Source organism: Streptomyces sp. YKOK-I1 (assembly GCF_054660435.1).
The window spans coordinates 6,372,311-6,393,836 of the sequence record NZ_BAAGDR010000001.1 but is presented as its reverse complement, the minus strand read 5'-3'; the positions used below and the strand labels follow the sequence as shown (position 1 = coordinate 6,393,836).

Sequence of the window (21,526 nt, the reverse complement as noted above, 5' to 3'; positions counted from 1 at the left end):
GCGCCGCTCGCCTACAGTCCGTTCGTGCTGTTCGGAATGGTGTGCGCGCTCGGCGCGGCGGTCTGCTTCGGTACGGCGACGGTGCTGCAGGCGATGGCCGCGCGCGCCGCGTCCGGTGGGGGCGGCGGGGAGGCGGCGCTGCTGCTGCGGGCGCTGCGGCAGTGGCGGTACATGGCGGGACTGGGCCTGGACGGGCTGGGGTTCGTCCTCCAGATCGCCGCGCTCCGCTCGATCCCGATCTACGCGGTGGCGGCGGCGCTGGCGTCGAGCCTCGCGGTGACGGCGGTGGTGGCGGCCCGGCTGCTGCGGGTGCGGCCGAGCCGCGGCGAGTGGGGTGCGGTGGCCGTGGTCTGCGCGGGGCTCGCCATGCTGGGGCTCGCCTCGGGCGCGGAGGGCGAGGAGAGCGGGCCGGCGGCACTGCAGTGGGTGATGCTCGGGACGGCGGTGGGGGTGCTGCTGCTGGGCGTGTCCGGGGGGCGGCTGCCGGAGCGGGGGCGGGCGCTGCTGCTGGGCATGGCGGCCGGGGTCGGGTTCGGGGTCGTCGAGGTGTCGGTACGGCTGATCGACTCGCTGTCCCCGGCAGACCTCGTCAGCGATCCGGCGGTGTACGCGCTGCTGCTGGGCGGCGGGGCCGCGTTCCTGTCGCTCACCTCCGCGCTCCAGCGGGGCTCACCGACGACGGCGACGGCCGGGATGGTGGTCGGGGAGACGATCGGACCCGCGCTGGTCGGGGTGGTGTGGCTGGGCGACCGCACCCGGGAGGGGCTGGCGTGGCTCGCCGTGCTGGGGTTCCTGATCGCGGTCGCGGGCGCCCTGGCCCTGGCCCGCTTCGGCGAGGCCCCGGAGGAGCCCCAGGCCTAGGAGGTTCCCCTAGGGCTTCCCGGAGGTGCGGGGGGTGGGGGGATCCATAGGTTCGGGGTGCGGCCGAGGGACGGCCGTCAGGGAACAGGGGGTAGTCATGGGACCCAACGACGCGCAGATCGTGCGGGTGTTCAGCCGTCGGGTCGACGGAAGCATCGCGGACGTCACGCTGAGCCCCGGGAGTGACGCGGAGATCCAGCTGGAGGCCGAGGCCGGCTCGGCACTGTTCGGGACCCAGGGCGCGTACACCGTGACGCTGGTCGTGCGAGACATCAGCGACGGCACCGTGATCCCGACGGTGGGCCCGTCGGTGCTCAAGGGCCACTTCCAGGAGACGGACTGGTCCAAGCTGGACGCCGTCTTCACGTTCGTCCTGGACAAGGGCGTGCTCGACGCGCACAAGGGGCACCTGGCACGGGCGTACGGCTCGGTGGTCTACGGCAGCGGCCTGGGCGGCGGCACCTTCGCCGTCAGTCCCTACTTCCAGATCCTCCCGGACTGACACCGCCCAGCCGCGCGGCCAGCTCCACCCGCGAGCGCACCCCCAGCTTCGCGTAGGCATGGCTCAGGTGGTACTCCACCGTCTTCGCGCTGAGGACCAGCTCGCGGGCGATCGCCCGGTTGGTCAGGCCGGTCGCCGCGAGGCGGGTGACGGCGTGTTCCTGCGGGGTGAGCCGCTCCCGGATCCACGACGGGGATGTGGATGCGGGAGCGGCTCCGCACGCGGCGAGTTCGCGGTCGCAGTCGCGCAGGAACGGCACCGCGCCGAGCGCGGCGAAGCGGTCGCGGGCCGCCCGCAGCAGGTCGAGCGCGGGGGCGGTACGGCCCGTGCGGCGCAGGAACGCGCCGAAGTCCAGCTCGGTGCGGGCCCGGGGGAAGGGCAGGTCGAGGCGGGTGTACCGGTCGAGCGCCTCGGCGTAGGCGTCCCGGGCGCGCTTGGGTTCGCGGCGGGCCGTGTACAGGGCGCCCCGGGTGTGCTGGACGGCGGCGAGGGTGGAGGCGCGGGCACGCCGGGCGGCGCGTTCCTCCAGTGCGGTCAGCAGCCGGTCGGCCTCGTCGAGCTCGCCGGCCGCGACCAGACAGTCGCAGAGCAGGTCGCGCCAGGGGACGTTGGCGGTCTCACCGGTGAAGTCCAGGTCGTCGTGGGCGAGGAGGGGCCGCAGCAGGGCGAGGGCGGCGGTGTGGTCGCCGCGCAGATGGTCGAGGTGGGCGAGGCCGTACGTCACGAAGATCTCCAGCATGCGGGACTCGCGGACGACGGGGTTGGCGTGGGCGAGGCGCAGATGGGCGGCGGCCCGGTCGTGGGCGCCGCGGGCGGCGGGCGGGAGGGCGGCCTCGGCGTGCACGACGGGGGCGATCCAGCCCTGGCCGAGATCGGCGGCGACGGAGGAGGCGGTCTCCCAGTGGGCCTCGGCGAGGTCCCAGTCGCCGTACAGGAACTCGGTCTTGGCGAGGAGCGTCAGCGCGATCACCCGTAGCGGCACGGGGCCGGTGCGGGCGAGGTCCACGGCCCGCTCGAAGTCGGCGCGGGCGGGCCGTAGCCGGTCGGTGTAGAGGTGCAGGGTGCCGCGGCCGAGGAGGAGGTCGATGTCGGGGAGGCCGACGAGGGAGGCGTCCGGGAGGGGCTTGGTGAGGGCGGACGCCTCGTCGTAGGCGCCGAGCTGGCCGAGGGCGGCGAGGTGGACGAAGCGCAGGGTGCCGCCGGCGCGGGCGGCGCCGTCGAGGGCGGTGCGGGCCCAGGTGCGGGACTGTCCGGCGCGTCCGCTCATCATGTGGACCATCACGTACTGCTCGGCGATCCGGGTCTCCAGGCCGGGGTCGGCGCCGGGGGTGCGCAGCCGCCAGGCCTCGTCGAGGAGGGTGCGGGCCTGCTCGATGTGCCCGGAGACCAGGGCGAGATGGCCGCGGGCGCAGTACCGCACGGCCGTGTCGGTGTCCTCGGGGAGGGCGGCGACGACGGTGGCGGCCTCCTCGCGGCGGCCGTCGAGGAGCAGGGCCTCGACGGCCTCGCAGGCCAGGCGGCCCCGGTCGGCGGGGCGGGAGGTGAGGTCGGCGGCGTGCCGCAGCAGGGGTGCGGTCTCCACCCAGCGGCCGAGGGCGCCGCGCCGTCGGGCGCGGTCCGCGAGCTGGGCGGCGAGCCGGTCGTCGGGGCCGTGGGCGGCGAGGACGCGGTGATGCAGCCGGGTGTGGGGGTCGTCCTCGGCGTCGGCGGCGCGGGTGTGCAGGGCGGTGCGGCGGACCGGGCCGAGCCGGTGGTAGACGGCGGCGCGCACCAGGGGGTGGGTGAAGGCGATGTGGCAGGTGCCGGGGCCGGGGGTCTCCTGGAGCAGGCCGTGGTCGAGGGGTTCGGCGAGCGCGGGCAGCGGGTCGTCGAGGGCGGCGAGGGCGGCGGCGCGGGTGAGGGCGCAGGGGCTGCCGAGGACGGCGGCGGCCTCCACCAGGGCGCGGGCGGGCGGGCCGCAGCGGGCGAGCCGGTCCAGGACCAGCCGGGTGTAGGTCTGCGGGGCGGGCAGCGGGGTGCCGGTGGACCTGAGGACGTGGGCGGGGACCTCCTCCAGCAGGGCGCGGCAGTGCAGGGGGTTGCCGCCGGTGTGGGCGCGCAGTCGGGCGGCGGCGGTCTCGGGCAGCGGTTCGGGCAGCAGACCGGCGCTCAGGGCGACGAGGTCGGCCGGGGCGAGGCCGTCGAGGCGCAGGTGTACGGCGGTGTCGTCGGTGAGGAGGCGGTGGAGGCCGTCGGGGAGCCGGCCGTCGCCGAGGTCGCGCACGGCGACCAGGCACAGGACCTGGTCGGCGCGCAGTCGGCGCAGGGCGAAGGCGAGGGCGTGCAGGGAGGGCGCGTCGGCCCAGTGCGCGTCGTCGACGACGAGGACGACCGGGCGGCCGCGGCGCTGGAGTTCGCCGAGGGGTTCGAGGAGCTGGGCGCCGGCGGTGGGCGGGTCGGTGTGCACGGGGTGGCCGAGGAGGCGGGCGAGGACGCCGTACGGCAGGGACGCCTCGTGTTCCGCGCCGGAGGCCATGAGGACGCCGCCCGGGAGGCCGGCGAGGAAGCGCCGCAGCAGCGCGGTCTTGCCGATGCCCGGCGGCCCCTCGACGACGGCGAGGACGGGCCGCCCGGCCGCCGCCTGCGCGTACAGCGCCTGTAACCCGGCGAGTTCGTCCGCCCGACCCACGAACGCCCGCCCCAGGAACATCGCTCGCCCACCCCGCCCGCGACCACCCATCGCCCTGCCCTCCCCCGAGGCCTCGGCCCCTCAGTCCAGCACCGGGCCCGGGCCGGGGCAATGCGGCAATGGACGTAGCGGGGGGTGCGCGGGGCGAAGGGGCGCGCGCCGTCCATGAGGGCGCGGGCGGGGGCGCCACCGGCCCGGAAGCGACCGGCCGCCGCGCTGGTCGCCCCATGGCGGGCGGTGGTCACCGCGCAGCCGTCGGCTCGCGGTGGGTCAGGTCATCGCCCCGGTGATGCCGTCCCACAGGCGGGACCTGGCCTCCAGGGCTACGGTGACGGTCTCCACGGCCTCCCGCCAGCGGGTGTCGTCGGTGCCGCAGAGGTCGCTGACCATCTGGAGGGCCATGGGGGTGTGTTCCTCGCCGTCGACCTCGATATGGCGGGCGAGGTAGTCGCGGAAGAGGGGGAAGCGGTCCGTTCCCTCCTCCTTGACGACCTGGTCGAACATGTCGGGGATCAGGTCCTCGCGGGAGAAGGCGAAGACGGCGGCCCGGCAGTGCAGCGGGCGGTGGGCGATGATGTCGAAGGTCGTCGTGACGAACTCCGCCGCCGCGGCGGGCACCTGGGCGACGCGCAGGGCCGCCGACAGATCGTGCCCCTCGCCGATGAGACCGAGGAAGGCGTCGACGCGGGTCGCGTCGGCCCCGGCCTCGGTCATGGCGGCCCGGTAGAGCTCGAAGTGGCTGGTGAAACCGCCGTTCAGCTCGTCGCTCTCCTCGACCAGCACGATGTCGTTGATGAGCCGGCGGGCCACCGCCGAGCCGCGGGGCACCCAGGGCACGTCGACGCAGGTCAGCTCGCGCTGGAGCGACTTGAGCAGGGACATGAAGTCCCACACCGCGAAGACGTGGTGGGCCATGAACGTCCTGAGGTGTTCCGGCCCGGATATCCGCTGGTAAATGGGGTGGGCCGTTACTTCTTTTCTGGCGGATTCCAGCACGGAACGAGCCCGTTCGATTCCCTCTTGTCCCCCGGCGGTCAGTTTCCAGTCGTACCTGGACATGAAGATCTCCTTCGATCTCGGACCGCGATCGTCCAACCATCCGAGCGACGACGGCAAGCACTTTCTTGAATTCGGCGGAAGTTACTCGCAGTATCACCCGACAGATGGCGGTAATGAGTCTGAAATACTGCCAAAGAGCCGCGATCCGGACAGTCACAGGCTGGCCACAAAAAACTCGTTGAATCTTTGAACGCGAGGGTTCCGGGGTGCGTACTCCACCCCGTGAGCAGTAATCCCGTCACCGTGACCGTGGCCTATCACGTGGTGCCGGGCCGTGAGGCCGACTTCCACACCTGGGGGTGGGCCATGCTGGGCGCGAGTGCCCGGCAGCCGGGTTTCCTCGGGGGTGGCGTCCTTGTCGATCAGGAGGCGGAGTGGCATGTCGTCTATCGCTTCGCCACCGAGGACACGGCCCTGGCCTGGGAGGTCTCGCCCGACCGGGTCCAGTGGGACGTCCGCACCCAAGGCATCGCCGAACGGGCGGGCCGCCGTAGCGTGCAGGGATCGAAGCAGTGGTTCGACACCCAGGGCCCCCCGCCCCCGCCCCCGGCCCCACCTGCTCCGCCGACCCCTCCGGCGAAATGGAAACTGTGGTTCGTGAATATGAGCGCGGTGTTCCCGCCGGTGCTCCTGTTCAATCTGATCGTGCTGCCCTATCTCGGCGGCCTCAATCCGTTCATTCGCACGCTGTTGCTCTGCCTGTGTGTGACGGCTCTCGTCACCTGGATTCTCATGCCGCGCCTTCAGCGTTTCTTCAAGAAATGGCTGTACCCACCGCTCCAGGCGCTGCGTGGGCGGCACAAACGACGGACCGTATAGGTTCGTGAACGACGAAGGAGGTGGGCGGGTGAAGACCCTGCTCATCGACAATTACGACTCGTACACGTACAACCTGTTCCAGCTGGTCGCCGAGGTCAACGGCGAGGAGCCGGTGGTGATCCACAATGACGCCGGCGGTGCCGACGGGATCGACGTATTAGACGTTCTCGGCGGTTTCGACAATGTCGTGGTCTCGCCCGGTCCGGGGCATCCGGGAACGGCCCGTGACTTCGGCATCAGCGCCCGGGTGCTCGCCGAGGCGACCGTGCCCGTGCTCGGCGTCTGCCTCGGTCACCAGGGCATGGCGCTCGGGGAGCAGGGCCGGGTGGCGCCCGCCCCGCAGCCCCGGCACGGGCATCTGACCCAGGTGCGGCACGACGGCCGGGACCTGTTCCAGGGGCTGCCCCAGCACTTCACCGCGGTCCGCTACCACTCCCTCGCCGTGCACGAGCCGCTGCCCGACACCCTGGAGGCCACCGCCTGGGCCGAGGACGGCGTCCTCATGGGCATCCGGCACCGCGAACGGCCGCTGTGGGGCGTGCAGTTCCACCCGGAGTCGGTGCTCACCGAGTACGGCCACCGCATGCTGGTGAACTTCCGCAACCTCACCGCCGAGCGGGCCCGCCGCCCCCGCAGCAAGAACACCGCCGTCCCCTCGGCCACGATCGCCGGGCCGGCCATTCCCCGCCCCCGGCAGGGCAACCTCCCCGCCTACCGGCTGCACACCCGCCGGATCGCCGGAGCCGTCGACACCGAGGCCGCCTTCACCCGCCTGTTCGCCGGATCGGCGCGGTCGTTCTGGCTGGACAGCTCCCGCGTCGAGCAGGGCCTGGCCCGCTTCTCCTTCCTCGGCGACGACAGCGGCCCGCTCGCCGAGTTCGTCCGCTACGACGTCGAGGCCGGCCGGTGCGAGATCGAGCGGGCCGGACGGCCCCCGCGCAAGGTCACCGCGAGCGTCTTCGACTACCTCAAGCGGCAGCTGGCCAACCGCCGGGTCGACGCCACCGGTCTCCCCTTCGACTTCACCGGCGGATACGTCGGCTACTTCGGCTACGAGACCAAGGCCGACTGCGGCTCACCCAACCGCCACCGGGCCGAGACCCCGGACGCGGCCTGGCTGTTCGCCGACCGGCTGATCGCGGTGGACCACGAGGAGGACTTCACCTACGCGGTCTGCCTCGCCGAGGACAGCCCGCAGGCAGCCCGCGAGGCCGCCGACTGGCTGGAGCACACCGTCGCCCAGCTCACCTTCGTCGCCCCCGACGGCCACCGGCCGCCGCCCGCCCCGGCCGAGCCCGACCTCGGCGCCGCCGAACCCTGGCTGACGCGCGACCGGACCACGTACCTCGCCGACATCGAGGCCTGCAGGCGGGAACTGCGGGCCGGCACCAGCTACGAGATCTGTCTCACCGACGCGGCCCGGCTGCCCGCCCCGCCCGAGGCGTACGCCTTCTACCGGGAGCTGCGGCGCGTCAACCCGGCGCCCTACGCGGCCTTCCTGCGGTTCGGCGACCTCGACGTGGCCGGCGCCTCGCCGGAGCGGTTCCTGCGGATCACCCGGGACGGCGTCGCCGAGACCAAGCCGATCAAGGGCACCGCGCCACGCGGAACCGACCCGCTCGAGGACACCCGGCTCCGGGACGCGCTGGCGGCGGACGCCAAGACCCGCGCCGAGAACCTGATGATCGTCGACCTGCTCCGCAACGACCTGGGCAGGGTCTGCCGGACCGGGACGGTACGGGTGTCCCGGCTGATGGCCGTCGAGACGTACGCGACCGTGCACCAGCTCGTCTCCACCGTCGAGGGCCGGCTGCGCGAGGGCACGGACGCCGTGGACTGCGTGCGCGCCTGCTTCCCCGGCGGCTCGATGACCGGCGCGCCGAAGCTGCGCACGATGGAGATCATCGACGGCCTGGAGACCGAGGCGCGGGGCGTGTACTCCGGCGCCCTCGGCTACCTGGGGTGCAGCGGCGGCGCCGACCTCAACATCGTCATCCGCACCGCCGTGCTCGCCGACGGCCGGATGCACCTCGGAGCGGGCGGCGCGATCGTCCTCGACTCCGACCCGGTCGCCGAGTACGACGAGATGCTGCTGAAGACGGCCGCGCAGATGCGGGCGTACACGGGCGCCGCCCCGCTGACCGCCCCGGACGCCCTGGAAGAGGGCGCCCGATGACCACTCCCCGGCTCACCCCGGCACCCCGCGCGGCGGTGTCCGCGGACACCGCCACCCCGCGCCGGACACCCACCGGCACCGCCCCGGCCACGGCCGCCGACACTCCACCGCCCGTGGGCGCCGACGCCGCGCGGCCCGGCCAGGCCGGCACCGCGCCGCCGGAAGCCGTCACCGCCGCACCGCCCGCACCGCCCGTGCCCCCCGCGCCCCCCGCGCCCCGACGCTCCGAAACCGCCGCCACCGCGCTGCCCCTCACCACCGGCCTCGACACCAACCTCGCCGTCCGGCTCGTCCGGCTGACCGAGCGGGAGGGGTGGGGCGGGCGGGCCGCGTTTCATCAGGGGCACCGGACCTGGACCCACGACGAGGTGCACGGCCTCGCGGCACGGACAGCAGGGGTCCTGGCCGCGCAGGGCGTAGGGCCCGGGGACCGGGTGCTGCTCGCGCTGCCCGACTCGATCGCCTGGGTGGCGGCCTTCCTCGGCATCGCCCGGCTCGGCGCGGTGGCGGTCCTGGTCAACCCCGAACTCCCCGCCGCCGACCACGCGTTCATGGCCACGGACACCGGTGCGGTGCTGTGTGTGACGGGGCCGGGGCTGGAGGACGACCGGTTCGCCGGGCGGGCCTGCCTCGGCGCCGACCAGCTGCTCGCGCTCGCCGCCACGGCGCCGGCCGCCGACGCCCGGCCCGTCGGTCCCGGCAGCCCGCTCTACCTCCAGTACACGTCCGGCACGACCGGCCGGCCCAAGGGCGTCGTGCACACCCACGCCGACCCGGAGGCGTACCACGAACTCATCGGCCGGCCGCTCCTCGGCATCACCCCGGACGACGTCACCCTGTCGGTCTCGAAGCTTTTCTTCGCCTACGGCTTCGGCAACGCGTTCGTCTTCCCGCTGTTCTCCGGCTCCTCGACCGTCCTGGTGGACCGCCGCCCCACCCCGGCCGCCGTGGACGAGCTGGTCGCCCGGCACCGGGTGACCCTGCTCTACTCCGTGCCGTCCGCGTACGCGGCGCTGGTCGCCGACCGGGGCAGCGGCCACGAGGCCTGCTTCGCCTCCGTACGGGCCGCCGTGTCGGCCGGCGAGGGCATGCCGGACGGGCTCGGCGGGCGCGTCGCCGACCTGCTCGGCGCTCCGGTCCTGGAGCAGATCGGCTCCACCGAGGCCGGACACGCCTTCTGCGCCAACAGCCTCGGCCACAACCATCCGGGCACCGTCGGCCGTCCCGTGCCCGGCTTCGAGGTGGAGCTGCGCGACAAGGCCGGACGCCCGGTGCCGGACGGCGCGGAGGGCGAACTGTGGGTCCACGGGCCGACGGTCACCCCCGGCTATCTCAACCGGCCCGAGGAGAGCGCCCGCACGCTCGTCGACGGCTGGCTGAACACCCACGACCGGGCGCGCCGCGAACCGGACGGGACGTACACCCACCTGGGCCGCGCCGACGACATGGAGATGGTCGGCGGCATCACCGTCTCCCCGCTGGAGGTGGAGGCCGTGCTGCGGACCCACCCGGCGGTGAAGGAGGTCGCGGTCGCGGCCGTCACCGACGCGAGCGGGGCGGGCCGGCTGCGCGCCTTCGTCGTCCCGGCGCGCACCCCGGCGCCGCCGGGCTTCCAGGAGGACCTGCTGGGGCTCGCCCGGGAACGGCTCGCCGCCTTCAAGGTCCCCCGCAGCGTCAGCCTCGTCCCCTCCCTCCCCCGTACCCCCACCGGCAAGCTCCGCCGCCATCTGGTCCGCCAAGGGGCCTGGTGACCGTGCCGACCACCGCAGAGAGGAACCGTTACATGTCCCAGCAGCCCGTTCTCGCCGACCGCGGCTTCTACCTGGGCCCGATGCTGCGCCGGGCGGCCGAGCGGCACGGCGCCGTGTTCGTCACCCTGGACCGCCCGCTGGACACCCACCCCGACCTCGGCACGGCCCTCAGCTACACGATCCTGGCCGAGGTGGTCGAGGAGCTGTCGGGGCGGCTGTGGGAGGCGGGCGTACGGCCCTCCGAACAGGTCGTCGTCCACAAGACGGACAACGTCGACATCGTGCTGCTGACCTGCGCGGTCTCCCGGATCGGCGCGGTGCCGGTGCTGCTGTCGCCGGCGCTGGCGGGCGAGGTGGTGGGCAAGCTGCTCGCCCGGCTCCAGCGGCCGTGGCTGGTCACCGACGGGGCCAAGCTGGACGGCCCGTTGTCGGGCCTGGACCTCGACGCCCTGGTCCGGCGCACGCTCACCGTGGCCGACACGCCCGGCGCGGAGTCGCTCCAGAAGTACGCCGGCGCGCCGACGCCCCGTCCGGTGCGGCTGCACCCCCGGGAGCCCGCCCTGATCACCCACAGCTCGGGCACCACCGGTGTGCCCAAGCTGGCCGTGCACTGCGCGAACACCATGTGGAACCGGCTGGTGCCGCAGAAGGCGATGGGCTGGCCCACCCGCGGTGAGGTGGCGGCGCTGCACATGTCGTTCGTGCACTCGCGCTTCTACCATCTGCTCGGCGTCCTGCTGCACTTCGGCAGCCCGCTGCTGCTGATCACCGACCCGGACCCGGCGTCCGTGGGCCCGCTGCTCGTCCGCCACCGCCCCGGGATCGTCGAGACGCACCCCAACACGTTCGTGCTGTGGGAGGAGCTGGCCGACGCGCCGGGCGCCCCGCTGTCGCGGGTGAAGTCGTACGGCTCGACGTTCGACGCGATCCATCCGCGCACCGTACGGCGGCTGCTCGACGCCTCGAAGCGCCGTTCGCCCTGGCTGATCCAGCTGTACGGGCAGAGCGAGAGCGGCCCGGTGGCGTTCCAGTGGTTCACCCGGCGTTCGGTGGCCCGCGCGGACGGCCGCCGGGTCGGCACCGGCATCCCCGGCTTCACCCGGGTCCGGGTGACCGGCCCGGACGGCGAGCGGCTGCGGCCCGGCACGCCCGGCCGGATCGAGGCCCGCACCCGGGGCCGCATCCTCACCTATCTGGGCATGCAGGAGCAGTACGACCGTCAGCTCACCGACGGCTGGTGGCAGATGGGCGACATGGGCTACCGCAGCCGGCTGGGCGCGCTGTACCTGATGGACCGCGAGGTCGACCAGATCGACGCGGTGCACAGCAATCTGGAGGTCGAGGACACCCTGATGGACCGCCTGGAGGAGCTGCGTGAGGTGGTCATCGTGCCGGGCGCGGACCGTGAGCCGGTGCCGGTGGTGTGCGTACGCGGGGAACGGCCGCTGGACCCGGAGCGCTGGCGGGAGGCGACGGCCGATCTGCCGAAGATGGCCGAGCCGAGGCAGTGGCGGTTCGAGGAGCTGCCGATGACGGCCACCTGGAAGGTGAAGCGGCTGGAGATCACCCGGATGCTGACCGAGGCGCGAGAAAGCGTCCACGCGTGAACCCTGTGATCGTGGTGGGCGCGGGCCCGGTCGGTCTCTCGGCCGCGCTGGGCCTGCGCGCGCACGGGCTGCCCGTCACCCTGCTGGAGGCGGACCCCGAGGACCGCGCACGGCCGGGCAGCCGGGCCCTGTTCGTGCACCGCGAGACCCTGCGGCTGCTGGACGGCATGTCCCCGGGCCTGGCCGCCGAGATCACGGGGTACGGCCGTACCTGGCACACCCGGCGCACCCTGTACCGGGGGCGCGAGGTGTACTCGCGCACCTTCCCGCCCCCGTCCGGGCTGCCCCCGTTCACCAGCCTGCGCCAGGTGGACACCGAGCGCTTCCTGCGCGGGGCGTGCGCGCGGGCGGGCGTGGAGTTCGTCTGGGGCGCGCGGATCACGGAGGTCCGCGCCTCCGGCACGGGCGTGACGCTGACCGGTGAGGACGGGCGGGAGTGGAGCGCCGGGTACGCCGTCGCCGCCGACGGGGCGCGCTCGGCGGTCCGCCGCGCGCTGGACATCGCGATGGAGGGCACCCGGGGCGAGGGCTTCCACGTGGTGGTCGATGTCGCGGACGTACCGGGCGCCGAGCTGCCGCTGGAGCGGGTCTTCCACTACGAGCATCCGGGGGTGGGCGGCCGCAGTGTGATGCGGGTGCCGTTCACCGGTGGCTTCCAGGTGGACCTCCAGTGCTTCGACGGCGACCGGGAGGAGGAGTACGGCACGGAGGACGCCGTACGCCGCTGGCTCCCCTCGGTCGTGGGCGACGGGTACGACGGGCGCATCCTGTGGGTGTCGACGTACCGCTTCCTGCGCAAGGTCGCGGCCTCCTTCACCGACCCGCACCGGCGGGTGCTGCTGGTGGGAGAGGCGGCGCATCTGTTCCCGCCGTTCGGGGCACGCGGGATGAACAGCGGGATCGCCGACGCGGCGGCCGCGGCGGAGGCGATCGCCGCCGGGACCGACGCCGCCGTGGCCGGTTTCGCGGAGGTACGGCGGGCCGCCGGGCTGTTCAACAGCGAGGCGGCCGGGATCGCGCTCGGCCATCTGCGTCCGCACCGGCGGATCGTACGGCTGCGGCAACGCGCGGCGGCGGCTCTCGCCCCCGTGCTGCCCTCGTGCGGATCATGGCTGGAGCACGCCCCGTACGGACCCCGGCACGGGGCGCCCGCGGTGGCGGGCGGCAAGTACTGAGGAGGACGGGATGAGTACGCCAGGACTGCTGAGCTGGTCGCCCGACGGCGGGCTGACACCGGTCCCGGCGGCCGGGGGCCCGCTGCTCGCCGCGGACTCGTGGCTGGTGCGGGACGGCCGGGTCCGGGCGTACGACCGTCACCGGGAGCGTTTCCTCGCGGCCTGCGGGGAGTGCGGCGGGCCGGGGCCGCGCCGGCTGGTGGAGTTCTGGCAGGACGTGACCGCCGCGCTGCCGCGCACGGGCGAGTGGTTCCCCCGGGTCGAACTCACCGTGGGGACGGCGGACCTGAGGCTGCGGATGCGGCACGCCCCGCCGCTGGGCGCGGAGATCCGGCTGTGGGCCGTGGGCCAGCAGGACCCGCGCACCGCGCCCCGGCTCAAGGGCCCCGATCTCGACGTGCTGGCCGAGGTGCGGGCGCGGGCGACCGCGGCCGGCGCCCAGGAGGCGGTGCTGGTCGGACCGTCCGGGGTGGTACTGGAGTCGCCGACGGCCGGGGTGCTGTGGTGGGAGGGCGACACCCTGTGCCTGCCGCCGTCCCGGTTGCCGCTGCTGCCCTCGGTGACGACGGCGCTGGTCCTGGAGCGGGCCGTGCGCGAGGGCTTCCGCGTCGACCGCCGGGAGCGGACCGTGGCCGAGCTCGACGGCCTCGAGGTGTGGACGGTGAACGCCCTGCACGGACTGCGCCCGGTGACGGGCTGGGCGGGGGCGGACATCGAGGCCGGCCTCGCAGGGCGGGCGGCGGAATGGCGGGAATGGCTGGAGGGACTGGGGGAGCCACTGCCGGGCGAATGAATGCGAAAAAACATCGGGCATCGACGCGAGAAGCCGATGCCCGAATTCCGTGTGCCGTTTTCGGCAATTACTTCGTCTACTTCTGCTTCGTCTACTTCTACTTCGTCTACTTCTGCTTCGTCTACTTCTTGGCGGGCTGATAAGCGCCCGGAACCATACGCGTGGCGATCGCGATGCGGTTGTACGCGTTGATGACGGTGGCCGCCCAGATCAGCGCCGCGACCTGCGCCTCGTCGAACACCTCGGCGGCCTCGGCGTAGACGTCCTCCGGCACGTGCCCGTCGGCGACGAACGTCACGGCCTCGGTCAACGCCAGTGCGGCGCGCTCCCGTTCGGTGAAGAAGGGGGTCTCCCGCCAGGCACTCAGGGCGTAGATCCGCTGCTCGGTCTCGTCGGCGGCGCGGGCGTCCTTGGTGTGCATGTCGAGGCAGAAGGCGCAGCCGTTGAGCTGCGAGGCGCGGATCCTGAGCAGCTCCAGGATTTCCGGTTCGACTTTCGCGTCCTGCGCCGCGGCGACCGCGGCGGCATGCAGGGAACCCATCGCCGAGGAGACGTCGGGGGTGATTTTCTTCAGGGCCACACGGGATATCTGGTCACGGTTGCTCATGGGGTCGACTATATCCGCGAATTCATATGCGGGAACCGCCTTGCGGCCACCGGGCCGCCGCTTCCCGCACCGCCTGCCGCAGCCACGCGTGGGCCGGGTCCGCGTCATGGCGCGGGTGCCAGGCCATGCCGAGACGCAGCGGCGGCAGGGGCAGCGGCACCTCGAAGGCGACCAGCCCGAGGCTCTCGGCGAGCGGCAGCCCCCAGGAGGTGTTCAGCCCCACCAGGTCGGTGTCCCGGAGGACGAACAGAGAGGAGAGCAGGGAGCCGACGCTCATCACCACCCGCCGCTCCAGGCCGAGTCCGGCGAGCGCCGCGTCGACCGGACCGTGCAGCCTGCCGCGCCGCGACACGATCAGGTGACCGGCCTCGCGCGCGAACCGCTCGGGCGTCAGCTCCCCTTCCAGCAGCGGGTGTCCGGCCCGTACGACGCCCATCATCCGTTCCTCCAGGAGGTGCTCGCGATGCACCTCGGGCGCGGTCGTGTCGAGGACGCCCACCTCCAGGTCGGCGGTGCCCTCGCGCAGGAACGGCGCGTCGACATGGCTCTCGGTCAGGAAGCGCAGCCGGATGCCGGGTGCCTGGGCGGCGGCCCGGGCCAGCAGGGCCGGACCGTGGACGGCCGCGACGGCGTCGTGCCCGAGGATCGAGAAGGTGCGGACCGCCGTCCGGAGGTCGGCGTCCTCGGCCGGGGCGAACAGCGCCCGCGCCCGCTCCACCACCGCGCTCACCTCGGCCCGTACGGCGAGGGCGCGCGGTGTCGGCACCATCCGCCGCCCGGCCCGCACCAGCACCGGATCGCCGAGCGCCCGGCGGATCCGGCCGAGGGTGCGGCTCATGGCCGGCTCGGAGAGATGCAGCCGCCGGGCCGCGCCCTGGACGCTCTGCTCCTCCAGCAGCACATCGAGGGCGGCCAGCAGATTGAGATCCAGTCCGCTTGATTGCGTCACACGCATCGTCCCCTTGCAAAGGTTGCACTGGAGTGCAGGTCACTCCCGACCTTACGGTGACAGGGCACCCCACCCCACACCCAGCTCCGGGAGGAGCCATGCCCCCGCACGCCCTGAAACGGTCCACCCTCCTCGCGCTGTGCGCCTGTGTGCTGGTCGCCCAGAGCATGGTCGCCGCGATCAACCTCCTGATCCCGCAACTGGGGTCGTCGTCCCTGCACCCCTCCGGCGCCGAGATCCTGTGGACCGTCGACGCCTATGTCATCGTCTTCGCCGGTCTGCTCGTCCCGGCCGGCGCGCTCGGCGACCGCTACGGCCGCAAGGGCGCCCTGCTCACGGGGCTGGCCCTGTTCGCCGCGGGCGCCGCGACCAGCGCGTGCGCGACCGACCCTGCGGTACTCGTCGCGGGCCGGGGCGTCTCGGGCGCGGGCGCGGCGCTGATCACCCCGGCGACGATGTCGATCCTCGTGCACCTCGCGGGCCCGGAGCGGCAGGCGCGGGCGATGGCGTCCTGGACGCTGGCCATCGGCCTCGGCGGGATGGCCGGCAACCTGGGCGGCGGGCTGGTCGGCCAGTACCTCAGCTGGCGGGCCCTGTTCGCGGCGATGGTCCCGCTGGCCGCCCTGCTCGCCCTCGCGGTCGCCCGGACCACCCCGCGCACCGCCCGCTCCGAGCACAGCCGCCTCGATCCGCTGGGCACCCTGTTGCTCACCGCGGGCCTGGTCGCCGTGCTGCACGGCATCATCGAGGGCCCCGGCCACGGCTGGGCCTCGCCGCTGATCCTGGGCTCGTTCGCGGCGGGGGCGCTGCTGATCGCCGTCTTCACCGTGCGCTCCCTGCGCTCTCCCGCCCCGCTCCTGGACCCGCGGGTCTTCCGGTACCCCCTGCTGCGCGCGACCACCCTCGGCATGGCCACCGGCTTCTTCGGCCTGTTCGCGCTGTTCTTCGTCAACTCCCAGTACCTGCAAGAGGTCAAGGGGTTCCGGCCCGCCGTCACCGGGGTCGCGATCCTGCCGCTGGTCGTGGGCATGGCCCTGGTCCCGAGGTTCGCGGCCCGCTGGGCGGCGCACCCCCGCCCGGTCGTCGGCTCCGGACTCGCCCTGATCGGCCTGGGCCTGCTCGGCGCGTCCACCGCCGACGCGCACACGCCGTACGCCGTCTACGCCTGCTGGCTGCTCGTCATCTCGGCCGGCACCGGCCTGTCCATGCCCACGCTGACCCTGGGCCTGGTCACCGCCCTCCCCCGCCACCAGGCGGGCCTGGGCTCCGGCCTCGGCACCTCGGCCCGCGAGATCGGCGCGGCCCTCGGCGTCGCCGTCGCGGGCACGGCCCTGTCGGCCCACCCCGACCTGGCGACGGGCATGGGCCCGGCCCTGCGCACGGTGTCCCTCGCGGTCCTGACGGCAACGGCCGTGGTGATGAAGGGCTACGGCACGACCCGGCGCAGGGCCCTGCGACCCGCCCCCGACACACCAACGGGCCCCGCTCCGAAAACCGGAACGGGGCCCGCGGCCGTCACAGAAGAACTCAGATGAGCCCGAGAGCGCGAACCGCCTCGCGCTCCTCCTCCAGCTCCTTCACCGACGCGTCGATCCGCGCCCGCGAGAACTCGTTGACGTCCAGGCCCTGGACGATCTCGTACACGCCGTCCTTGGTGGTGACCGGGAAGGAGGAGATCAGGCCCTCCGGGACGCCGTAGGAGCCGTCCGACGGGATGCCCATGGAGGTCCAGTCGCCCTCGGCGGTGCCGTTGACCCAGGTGTGCACGTGGTCGATCGCGGCGTTGGCGGCGGAGGCGGCCGAGGAGGCGCCACGGGCCTCGATGATGGCCGCACCGCGCTTGGCGACGGTCGGGATGAAGTCCTCGGCGAGCCACTTCTCGTCGCTGACGACCTCGGCGGCGTTCTTGCCGGCGACCGTGGCGTGGAAGATGTCCGGGTACTGGGTGGCGGAGTGGTTGCCCCAGATGGTCAGCCGCTTGATGTCGGCGACCGTCGAGCCCGTCTTCTTCGCGAGCTGGGTCAGCGCGCGGTTGTGGTCGAGGCGGGTCATCGCGGTGAAGCGCTCGGCCGGTACGTCCGGGGCGGCGGCCTGGGCGATCAGCGCGTTGGTGTTGGCCGGGTTGCCGACGACGAGGACCTTGATGTCGTCCGCGGCGTGGTCGTTGATGGCCTTGCCCTGCGGCTTGAAGATGCCGCCGTTGGCGGAGAGCAGGTCACCGCGCTCCATGCCCGCGGTGCGGGGGCGGGCGCCGACGAGCAGGGCGACGTTGGCACCGTCGAACGCGACGTTCGGGTCGTCGGTGATGTCGATGCCCTGGAGCAGCGGGAACGCGCAGTCGTCGAGCTCCATGGCGGTGCCCTCGGCGGCCTTGAGCGCGGGGGTGATCTCCAGGAGGCGCAGCTTGACCGGCACGTCCGCGCCGAGCAGCTGGCCGGAGGCGATGCGGAAGAGCAGGGCGTAACCGATCTGGCCGGCCGCGCCGGTGACGGTGACGTTCACGGGAGTGCGGGTCATGGCGTTCTCCGTATGACAGCTGTCGGTGGGGCGTCCCTGCCCCGGATGGGACGTACAAATGATCGATCTCTTGGTATCAAGAGATCCATCCAGCGGTCAGGCTATCGCGCATCCGGGATCCCGGACGTCCGGGGCCGTGTGGCCCACCCCACAGCCCCGGCCCGTGGCACGGAAAAGGCGGCCGCCGGTCCGGGAGAGGTGGAACCGGGCGGCCGCCGGGTGGGGGTACCGGATCGTGCCGGACTCCCGTGGGGGTACCGTTCGCGTGCCCAGGGTGGAGGCGGGTATTCCTGTACACCGGCTTTTTCTAGCCGGTGCACCCCTTCGCTCCCGAGGCGAGGACCGCGCAGGCCGTCGCCCGGTCGGGGTCGCGTACGGCGATCATCGGCGTGTACGCGATCGTCTCGCCGGTGCCGGTGATGGTCCCGCTCTCCTCGTGCGAGCCGACGGTCACCCGGACGACATCCCCCGGTACCGCCCGGGTGATCCGGCCCCAGGCCGCGCCGCACGTCTCGCTGTGGCGGACCTCGACCACGGCGGGCCCGACCACCGCGCTCTTCGCCGTGGTCACCGGGTCACCGGTGCACCCCATCCGCTCGGCGTCCTTGCCGGTGCAGCCGGCGCCCGCGCACAGGACCCCCGGCGGCAGGGCCGGGCTCGTCCGGGCCGACGGCGAGGGCGGCCCGGACGAACCCGCCGTCCGCCCCGGGACCACCGCGTCGGTCAGCAGGAACGCCCCCACGGCGAGGACCAGGACCCCCACCACCGCGGCGAGGTACAGCACCGGCCGCCGCGCACGGGCTCCCCGCCGCGCCCCTTTGGCGGTGCCGGCCGGCCGGGTCGGCGGCCCGAACTCCCCCGGCGCCGCCCTGGCCCGGACGATCCGTGAGTCGTCCACGGTCCGTTCCTGCCGCAGCCGCGCCGTGCTCCAGGCCCGTTCGGCCGACGTCCAGACCGTGACGAGGTCGGCCGCCGCGGTGCCGGTGACCTCGGCCAGGGCGACGACCGCGCCCTTGGGGGCGAGCAGCCGGCCGTCGAGGTACTTCTCCCACGCGGTCCTGCTGTACCCGGTCCGGTCCGCGACCGCCCCGACGCCCAGCCCGGCACGGTCCACCACCCGGCGCAGCAGTTCGGCGAACTCCCGCACCTGTGGATCGAGTTCGTCCGGCAGGTCCCGCCAGCGAGCCATGGAGCCCCCTCCCTCCGCCCGGCAGCCTTTCGGCCACGTTAGCCCCGATGTCCAGACGATTCGGGACACAAACCCGAACGGCCGACGTATCGGTACGGGGCCGCACGGAACGGGGGCCGCACGCGACAGCGGCCGCACGGAACGGATCGTCAGCCGAAGACCATGGCCCCGCCGACCGCGGCCAGCAGCAGGGCGAGCAGCAGCAGGACCGCGAGGAGGAGGAGCCGGCCTGCGGGGCGGGCCGGCTCGGGTTCGGCCGCCCGTTCGTCCAGCCGTTCCCACCAGGGGACGGTGGGGTCGTCCTCGTACGCCTCGCCGGGGTTCGCCGGAGCCGGGCGCGGCCAGGCCTCCACGGCCAGTTCCCAGCGCACGACGTGCCGTTCGGCGTCCGCGCCGGTCAGCCCGGCGACCTGGCACAGCGCGGCGACGGCCTGCCGGGGCGGTGGCTGGACGGCGTTGAGATAGCGCTGCCAGGAGGACTTGCTGTACGCGGTGCGGGCACCGAGCGAGGCGAGGCTCAGGCCGGTGCCGTCCTTGAGCTGCCGCAGCAGCTCCACGAAGTGCCGTACCTCCGGCGGCAGCCCGTCGGGCAGCGGCTGCCAGGCGCCCATCCCGCCCACCTCCTCCTCGGTCCCATGGACGGGACGACACCGGACACCCGCCCGGTTCCGGTCAGCTGCTGACGGTGAAGTGCAGCGTGTCCTTCAGGAAGGGGATCTGGATCCAGGGATCCGGCTGGGCCATCAGCGCCAGCAGCACGATCACCGCCCCCAGCACCCCGTACGTGGCGATGTCGGTGAACCGCGACCGCACCGCCAGCATCCCCACCCCCGGCAGCGTCCACCGCAGGACCGCCCCGGTCAGCAGCCCGACGCCGATCACGATCGTGCCCGCCCGGAACTGGTCGAGCGCGGTCACCAGCAGACCGACGGCGACCAGTGCCAGTACGGCGATGATCGGCCACTGCCGCGCGGCCAGCGCATCGCCGGCCGCGGCCCGCCCCGCGCCCTCGGGGCGCGCGGTGTCCTTGGTGAACAGCGGGAAGCGCCGGGTGTGCCGGCGGGGCACGCCGTCCGCGTCCGGCGCGCTGACGGGGTCCCGCACCTCGATGTCCCCGGCCTCGCCGGGGGCGTCCTCAGCCGGCACTGCGCTCCGCCGCCTCGACCACGTTGACGAGCAGCTGGGCACGGGTCATCGGGCCGACGCCCCCGGGGTTGGGCGAGATCCAGGCGGCGACCTCGCGGACGTCCGGGTGGACGTCGCCCTTGATCCTGCCCTCGGCGTCGCGCGAGACGCCGACGTCGAGGACGGCCGCGCCCGGCTTGATGTCCTCGGCGCGGATCAGATGGGCGCTGCCGGCGGCGGCCACGACGATGTCCGCGCGCCTGAGGTGCGCGGAGAGGTCGCGGGTGCCGGTGTGGCACTGGGTCACGGTCGCGTTCTCGCTGCGGCGGGTGAGCAGCAGCGGCATCGGGCGGCCGATGGTGACCCCGCGGCCGACGACCACGACCTCGGCGCCCTTGATCTCGACGCCGTAGCGGCGCAGCAGGGTGAGCACGCCGTTGGGGGTGCAGGGCAGCGGAGCGGGCTCGTTGAGGACGAGCCGGCCGAGGTTCATCGGGTGCAGACCGTCGGCGTCCTTGGCCGGGTCCATCAGCTCCAGGATGCGGTTCTCGTCGATGCCGCGGGGCAGCGGGAGCTGGACGATGTAACCGGTGCAGGCGGGGTCGTCGTTGAGCTCGCGAACGACCGCCTCGATCTCCTCCTGCGTGGCGGTGGCGGGCAGTGCGCGCTGGATGGAGGCGATGCCGACCTCCGCGCAGTCGCGGTGCTTGCCGGCGACGTACTTCTGGCTGCCGGGGTCGTCGCCAACCAGGATCGTGCCGAGGCCGGGCGTCACGCCCTTCTCCTTCAGCGCCGCCACACGGGCGGCCAGCTCTGACTTGATCTCGGCCGCGGTGGCCTTGCCATCGAGAATCTGGGCGGTCATGACCCCATCCTCCCGGATGACCGGCTCCCGGTTCCAATCCGGACCCGGAATGCCGCTGGACAAGAAACCGGCCATTGCAGAACGATTGAGGTCACAGTGCGCGGGCAGTACCGGGGGGACGCACCGCATCTCTGATCTTCCTCCGCAGTGCGCCGCCCGCCGTCCCTGCACTCGACGACCGACGGAGGAAGCAGCGCCATGAGTTTCGGCGACCCGAACAACCCCTACGGCCCGCCCCCGCAGCCGCAGCCCGGCCAGCCGCCGCAGCAGCCCGGCTACCCGTCCTACCCGACCGCTCCCCAGCCCGGTTACGGCTACCCGGCCGCTCCCCAGCCGGGCCAGGGCTACCCGCAGGCGCCGCCGGTCCCGCAGGGCTACGGCTACCCCATGCAGATGCCGATGCAGATGCCGGGGATCGTCACCACCGCCCGGGTGCTGCTGTTCATCCTCGCGGGCTTCCAGTTCCTGGCCGCCGTGATCTTCGGCATCATCCTCGCGGCGGCGGGCAGCTCGGACGCCGACACGGGCATGGTGGCCGGGGTGGTCGCCGCGATCGCGCTGCTGATGCTGGCTCTCGGCGGCCTGTCGGTCTTCCTGGGCGTGAAGATGCGCAACGGCGGCGGCGGCATCCGCATCGGCACGATGATCTACGCCTCGCTGATGATCCTCGGCAGCCTCGTCAACATCGGGCAGGGACTCTCGGAGACGGCAGCCGCGGGCGCCCTCGGCGGCATCATCTCGCTCGCCTTCGGCATCACGATCCTGGTGGGCATGATCAAGAGCGGCGACTGGTTCAACCGTCCGCGGTACTGAGCCGCCGTACGCGGAGGCGGGCGGCCCGGCATGCTGCCGGGCCGCCCGCC

Annotated in this window: 19 protein-coding genes; 10 read left to right on the top strand and 9 right to left on the bottom strand. The window is 73.6% G+C overall.

Annotated features, from left to right (window positions below; translation table 11 throughout):
- The first annotated feature begins 36 nt into the window (after window positions 1–36).
- Both ACYQ8Q_RS28495 and ACYQ8Q_RS28490 read left to right on the top strand, forming a co-directional pair.
- Entirely contained in the window at window positions 37–861 is an 825-nt protein-coding gene (locus tag ACYQ8Q_RS28495; protein WP_460073515.1) for a DMT family transporter, read from the top strand.
- A 97-nt stretch (window positions 862–958) separates the two neighbouring features.
- A complete protein-coding gene (locus tag ACYQ8Q_RS28490; RefSeq protein ID WP_460068705.1) occupies window positions 959–1,363 on the top strand; it encodes a hypothetical protein in 405 nt (134 codons plus the stop codon).
- Here ACYQ8Q_RS28490 and ACYQ8Q_RS28485 read toward each other — a convergent pair.
- Together ACYQ8Q_RS28485 and ACYQ8Q_RS28480 are read right to left on the bottom strand one after the other, a co-directional pair.
- Window positions 1,332–4,052: an AAA family ATPase gene (locus ACYQ8Q_RS28485; RefSeq protein WP_460068704.1), complete on the bottom strand. Its 2,721-nt coding sequence runs from the start codon at window positions 4,050–4,052 to the stop codon at window positions 1,332–1,334. The genes ACYQ8Q_RS28490 and ACYQ8Q_RS28485 overlap by 32 nt on opposite strands.
- Window positions 4,053–4,301: 249 nt before the next feature.
- Complete coding sequence (locus ACYQ8Q_RS28480) at window positions 4,302–5,090, bottom strand: DUF3050 domain-containing protein (protein ID WP_460068703.1); 789 nt, start codon at window positions 5,088–5,090, stop codon at window positions 4,302–4,304.
- Between the two features lie 222 nt (window positions 5,091–5,312).
- Here ACYQ8Q_RS28480 and ACYQ8Q_RS28475 point away from each other — a divergent pair, with 222 nt between their 5' ends.
- The 6 genes from ACYQ8Q_RS28475 to ACYQ8Q_RS28450 are packed head-to-tail and all read left to right on the top strand — an operon-like array spanning window position 5,313 to window position 13,411.
- On the top strand, window positions 5,313–5,909 hold the full coding sequence (locus ACYQ8Q_RS28475) for a hypothetical protein (RefSeq protein ID WP_460068702.1): 597 nt from the start codon (window positions 5,313–5,315) through the stop codon (window positions 5,907–5,909).
- A gap of 28 nt (window positions 5,910–5,937) precedes the next feature.
- On the top strand, window positions 5,938–8,085 hold the full coding sequence (gene pabB, locus ACYQ8Q_RS28470; protein WP_460068701.1) for an aminodeoxychorismate synthase component I: 2,148 nt from the start codon (window positions 5,938–5,940) through the stop codon (window positions 8,083–8,085).
- Window positions 8,082–9,836: a benzoate-CoA ligase family protein gene (locus ACYQ8Q_RS28465; protein WP_460068700.1), complete on the top strand. Its 1,755-nt coding sequence runs from the start codon at window positions 8,082–8,084 to the stop codon at window positions 9,834–9,836. Before pabB ends, ACYQ8Q_RS28465 begins: the two co-directional genes overlap by 4 nt.
- Window positions 9,837–9,868: 32 nt before the next feature.
- Window positions 9,869–11,443, top strand: coding sequence for a class I adenylate-forming enzyme family protein (locus tag ACYQ8Q_RS28460; protein WP_460068699.1), 1,575 nt, complete (start codon window positions 9,869–9,871; stop codon window positions 11,441–11,443).
- The gene (locus ACYQ8Q_RS28455) at window positions 11,440–12,618 is read left to right on the top strand and encodes an FAD-dependent monooxygenase (protein WP_460068698.1); all 1,179 of its coding nucleotides are present in this window, start codon (window positions 11,440–11,442) and stop codon (window positions 12,616–12,618) included. The genes ACYQ8Q_RS28460 and ACYQ8Q_RS28455 overlap by 4 nt, the downstream gene beginning before the upstream one ends.
- Window positions 12,619–12,628: 10 nt before the next feature.
- Window positions 12,629–13,411 carry an aminotransferase class IV gene (locus ACYQ8Q_RS28450; protein WP_460068697.1) on the top strand — a complete coding sequence of 261 codons (783 nt, stop codon included), beginning with the start codon at window positions 12,629–12,631 and terminating at the stop codon, window positions 13,409–13,411.
- Between the two features lie 121 nt (window positions 13,412–13,532).
- Here ACYQ8Q_RS28450 and ACYQ8Q_RS28445 read toward each other — a convergent pair whose 3' ends face one another.
- Both ACYQ8Q_RS28445 and ACYQ8Q_RS28440 read right to left on the bottom strand, forming a co-directional pair.
- On the bottom strand, window positions 13,533–14,018 hold the full coding sequence (locus ACYQ8Q_RS28445; protein ID WP_460068696.1) for a carboxymuconolactone decarboxylase family protein: 486 nt from the start codon (window positions 14,016–14,018) through the stop codon (window positions 13,533–13,535).
- 22 nt (window positions 14,019–14,040) lie between these two features.
- Window positions 14,041–14,973, bottom strand: coding sequence for a LysR family transcriptional regulator (locus ACYQ8Q_RS28440; protein ID WP_460068695.1), 933 nt, complete (start codon window positions 14,971–14,973; stop codon window positions 14,041–14,043).
- 92 nt (window positions 14,974–15,065) lie between these two features.
- On the opposite strand from ACYQ8Q_RS28440, the gene ACYQ8Q_RS28435 reads away from it, so the two are divergent.
- Entirely contained in the window at window positions 15,066–16,502 is a 1,437-nt protein-coding gene (locus ACYQ8Q_RS28435) for an MFS transporter (RefSeq protein ID WP_460068694.1), read from the top strand.
- Here the strand turns inward: ACYQ8Q_RS28435 and ACYQ8Q_RS28430 are convergent.
- The 5 genes from ACYQ8Q_RS28430 to ACYQ8Q_RS28410 form a co-directional block, all read right to left on the bottom strand.
- Window positions 16,495–17,484, bottom strand: a complete 990-nt coding sequence (locus tag ACYQ8Q_RS28430; protein ID WP_460068693.1) for a malate dehydrogenase — start codon at window positions 17,482–17,484, stop codon at window positions 16,495–16,497. The two genes, ACYQ8Q_RS28435 and ACYQ8Q_RS28430, sit on opposite strands and share 8 nt — an antisense overlap.
- 307 nt (window positions 17,485–17,791) lie before the next feature.
- The gene (locus tag ACYQ8Q_RS28425; protein WP_460068692.1) at window positions 17,792–18,673 is read right to left on the bottom strand and encodes a helix-turn-helix domain-containing protein; all 882 of its coding nucleotides are present in this window, start codon (window positions 18,671–18,673) and stop codon (window positions 17,792–17,794) included.
- Between the two features lie 149 nt (window positions 18,674–18,822).
- Window positions 18,823–19,284 carry a helix-turn-helix domain-containing protein gene (locus ACYQ8Q_RS28420; RefSeq protein ID WP_460068691.1) on the bottom strand — a complete coding sequence of 154 codons (462 nt, stop codon included), beginning with the start codon at window positions 19,282–19,284 and terminating at the stop codon, window positions 18,823–18,825.
- A 61-nt stretch (window positions 19,285–19,345) separates the two neighbouring features.
- Window positions 19,346–19,819, bottom strand: a complete 474-nt coding sequence (locus tag ACYQ8Q_RS28415; protein WP_460068690.1) for a DUF3017 domain-containing protein — start codon at window positions 19,817–19,819, stop codon at window positions 19,346–19,348.
- Window positions 19,809–20,663 carry a bifunctional methylenetetrahydrofolate dehydrogenase/methenyltetrahydrofolate cyclohydrolase gene (locus tag ACYQ8Q_RS28410; protein ID WP_460068689.1) on the bottom strand — a complete coding sequence of 285 codons (855 nt, stop codon included), beginning with the start codon at window positions 20,661–20,663 and terminating at the stop codon, window positions 19,809–19,811. The genes ACYQ8Q_RS28415 and ACYQ8Q_RS28410 overlap by 11 nt, the downstream gene beginning before the upstream one ends.
- A gap of 198 nt (window positions 20,664–20,861) precedes the next feature.
- On the opposite strand from ACYQ8Q_RS28410, the gene ACYQ8Q_RS28405 reads away from it, so the two are divergent.
- Window positions 20,862–21,476, top strand: a complete 615-nt coding sequence (locus tag ACYQ8Q_RS28405) for a hypothetical protein (RefSeq protein ID WP_460068688.1) — start codon at window positions 20,862–20,864, stop codon at window positions 21,474–21,476.
- Window positions 21,477–21,526: the final 50 nt, after the last annotated feature.